Origin of the sequence: Sphaerimonospora mesophila (assembly GCF_001417795.1) — a bacterium.
Taxonomy (GTDB): Bacteria; Actinomycetota; Actinomycetes; order Streptosporangiales; family Streptosporangiaceae; genus Sphaerimonospora; species Sphaerimonospora mesophila.
The window spans coordinates 1-3,186 of the sequence record NZ_BCBX01000079.1 but is presented as its reverse complement, the minus strand read 5'-3'; the positions used below and the strand labels follow the sequence as shown (position 1 = coordinate 3,186).

The 3,186-nt window shown below is 70.2% G+C and carries 3 protein-coding genes; all 3 read left to right on the top strand.

Annotated features, from left to right (window positions below; translation table 11 throughout):
• Positions 1-184: 184 nt before the first annotated feature.
• Genes AP234_RS34080 through AP234_RS34070 form a run of 3 tightly spaced genes read left to right on the top strand, consistent with a single transcriptional unit; the run spans position 185 to position 3,091 of the window.
• Entirely contained in the window at positions 185-1,261 is a 1,077-nt protein-coding gene (locus AP234_RS34080) for a tyrosine-type recombinase/integrase (protein WP_055483881.1), read from the top strand.
• The gene (locus AP234_RS34075; RefSeq protein WP_055483880.1) at positions 1,258-1,602 is read left to right on the top strand and encodes a helix-turn-helix domain-containing protein; all 345 of its coding nucleotides are present in this window, start codon (positions 1,258-1,260) and stop codon (positions 1,600-1,602) included. Before AP234_RS34080 ends, AP234_RS34075 begins: the two co-directional genes overlap by 4 nt.
• 7 nt (positions 1,603-1,609) lie before the next feature.
• Positions 1,610-3,091 (top strand): hypothetical protein, encoded by a 1,482-nt coding sequence (locus AP234_RS34070; RefSeq protein ID WP_083502683.1) that lies wholly within the window; start codon positions 1,610-1,612, stop codon positions 3,089-3,091.
• The last annotated feature ends 95 nt before the right edge of the window (positions 3,092-3,186 follow it).

Here is a 3,186-nt window from a genome sequence, read left to right as displayed (position 1 = left end):
TATGCAATAACCGCTCGGTTTCTGGCTGCCCTTGTGTTGCTTCGGGACGCGTTTGAGCACCTGGCCAGTGACATCGGGTGTCTCAGGAGAATCAAGGCGGAGGGTTGAAGGATCTCTGCCATACCTGAAAGAATCACCGCATCAATGATGATGTTTCACTCTGGCTGAACATCGAGGAGGGGAGTTGTCGCTCGCGGTGGTGCGCTCCCTGCGGGAGCGCCGGGCACCGGCGACGGAGGAGGAACTCGCCGACTTCGAGCTGGACGTGCTGGCCGGATTCGTGCTCGCGCGGCATGCGGCAGGGCTGGCCGACAGCACGATCCGCGGCGACACCACCCACCTCGAGCTGATCCGCAAGTGGTTCGACCGGCCGCTGTGGGAAATGCAGCCGCCAGACGCCGACCGCTACTTCGGCACTGCCCTGCGCGGGGTGTCGCCCTCGACGCGGGCGGCCCGGGCGCAGGCGTTGGTGACCTACTTCGAGTTCCTGGAGCTGCGCCACAAGGTCGAGCTGCACGAGCTGACCGGCCGGGTTGTCGAGTGCCCGATCGATGAGATGAACCGGCCCCGGATGTCGGTCGAGGTCCGGCTGCGGATCCCGCCGACCGAGGCGGAGCTGGAGCAGCTGTTCGCCGGCTGGCGCGAGGAGCTGGCCTCCTGCCGGAAGTTCGCCCCGGCTGCCCGCAACTACATCGTGGCCCGGTTGTCGGCGGATGTGGGATTACGGATCAACGAGGCCTGCATGCTCGACCTGGACGACGTCCGGTGGGAGCTGGGCCGGTTCGGCAAGCTCAACGTCCGCTATGGCAAGGGCGCCCGCCGCAAGGGGCCCAAGCAGCGGGTGGTGCCGCTGATCGGCGGCGCCGACCGCGCACTGGCGTGGTTCGTGGAGGAGGTATGGGGGCAGTTCGACGCCGACCACGCGCTGCCGGGCGCGCCGTTGTTCCCCTCCGAGCGTCGCCGCAGCGACGGCCCGGGCACGCGGGTGCGCCCCGATGTGGTCCGGCGCGCGTTGACGGGCGCGGTGGCCCGGCACCTGCCCGCCTGGACGGGCAGGCTGACCCCGCACGTCCTGCGGCACTACTGCGCGAGCCAGCTCTACCAGACGGGAGTGGACATCATCGCGATTCAGGAACTGCTGGGCCACTCGTGGATCTCGACGACGATGCGGTATGTCCACGTGCACGCGACCCGCATCGAGGACGCCGTGATGCGCGGCCAGCAGCGCGCCGCGCAGCGGTGGGAAGGACTGATTGGATGAAGTGGAACCTGCGCCTGGCGGCGGCCAACCGCGGCATCTGGAAGGCCAGTGAACTGCGGCGGATGCTCGCCGACCGCGGCGTGGAGTTGAGCACGGGGAAGATGTCGGGCCTGTGGTCGGGCCAGCCCAGCGTTTTGCGCCCCGAAGAGCTGGATGCGTTCTGCGCGGTGCTCGGTTGTGAGATCAGCGAGCTGATTACCGCGGAACCGGACAAGGTTCCGGCACCCAGGTCGGGCACCGAGGCGACCGGCACCGCGGTCGGGCAGCAGGGCACTGCCACGGGCCCGGTTCGGGTCGTGACGCCCAGGCCGAGAACCGGCCGCTCGCTGCCGCCACGCTGACGGACTGGTGACCGACCAATCGGACGGCGCGCCCTGCCACACCTGTGGAGGACCCGTCGAGCGCAGCACCGGTCCACGCGGCGGGCGGCCGCGCCTGCACTGCCACACCTGCCGCCCGCACCGGCCTGCCCAGGTGGACGGGGCCGGTGATGCGCCCTGCCTGACCTGCGGTGGCCCGGTCGACCGCAGCGCAAGACAGCGCCGCGGCGGACGGCGTCGGCGGCACTGCCACACCTGCCGCCCACCTGTCGCTCGCCGACACAGCGCCACGGCCGACTACGACGACGTGGCCGGCGAGCCCGCCCTCGCGCCGACGATGCAGGTCGTGCTGCGGCATGCAGGGCAGGCCGCCGAGATCGCGGATTGGAGTACCTCCTCCCGCTGGCGGGTGCTGGCCGGCCTGCGTGCCGTGCTTGAGGGGCACCCCGAGGGTGAGCCGGTCCAGCTGAGCGACCTCCAGGCGGTGGCCGGCGTCTCCAGGGGTAGTCGGCTCGCGAGGATGGCGCAGGTCTTGGACGAGCTCGGGCTGCTCGTCGACGACATCGTGCCCACGATGCGGGCTTGGATCGAGCAGAGCTGCCAGGCGGTTCCGCCCGGATTCCGTGCCGAGGTCCGCGCGTGGCTGCTGCTGCTCTTGGAAGGCGACCAGCGCGCTCGCCCGCGGTCGCACTCGACGCTGTATGCCTACTTCGGGCGGGTCCGGCCGCACTTGGTGACTTGGGCGGCGACCCGCGACCAGCTGCGTGAGATCACCGAGAACGACGTTCGTGCCGTCCTCGACCAGTTGCGCGGGCACCGCCGCGCGGGCACCTTCACCGCGGTGCGGTCGCTGTTTGGCTTCGCCAAGCGGAAGCGTCTGATCTTCGCCGACCCGACCCGCCGGCTGCACGTCGGCCGAGCCCCGGCACGCATGCTGCTCCCGATGACCGACGCACAGATTGCCGCCGTCCGGCGCGTGGCGGTCACTCCGGCTCAGCGGCTGGTCGTCGCTCTGGCCGCCGTCCACGCCGCGCGTGCGACCGCGATCCGTGAGCTCACCCTCGATGACGTCGACCTCGCTGGTCGGCGCATCCGGCTCGGCGGTCACTTTCAACGGCTGCCGGAGTTCGTGCGAGATGCCCTGGTCGCCTGGCTTGAGCATCGCCAGTGCACCTGGCCGCACACGCCGAACCGGTACGTGCTGGTCTCGACGGTCACCGCGACCGGCACCCAGCCGGTCAGCGACTACTACCTCAGCAGCCATCTGCTGCTGCAGGGCGTCCAGCTTGAGCAGATCCGCGGTGACCGCATTCTGCACGAAGCGCTCGCGGTCGAAGCCGACCCCCTGCACCTGGCGATGGCGTTCAACCTCAGCTCGGCGACCGCGATCGCCTACGCCGACATCGCCCGGCACCTGCTCGAGCGACCCATCGAAACCGCCACCGCCTCAGCCGAGGCTCCCGCCGCCTCCTACTCCGGCACCCGACGTCGACCACCGTCCCCGGCGTGAGTCGCACCCGAACCCGACGCAATCGCGACCCTGGAACGCCGAACAGCGGCGGGTTCCCGCTGAAGAACCTTCAGTCACCGTGAACCCGCCGCAGA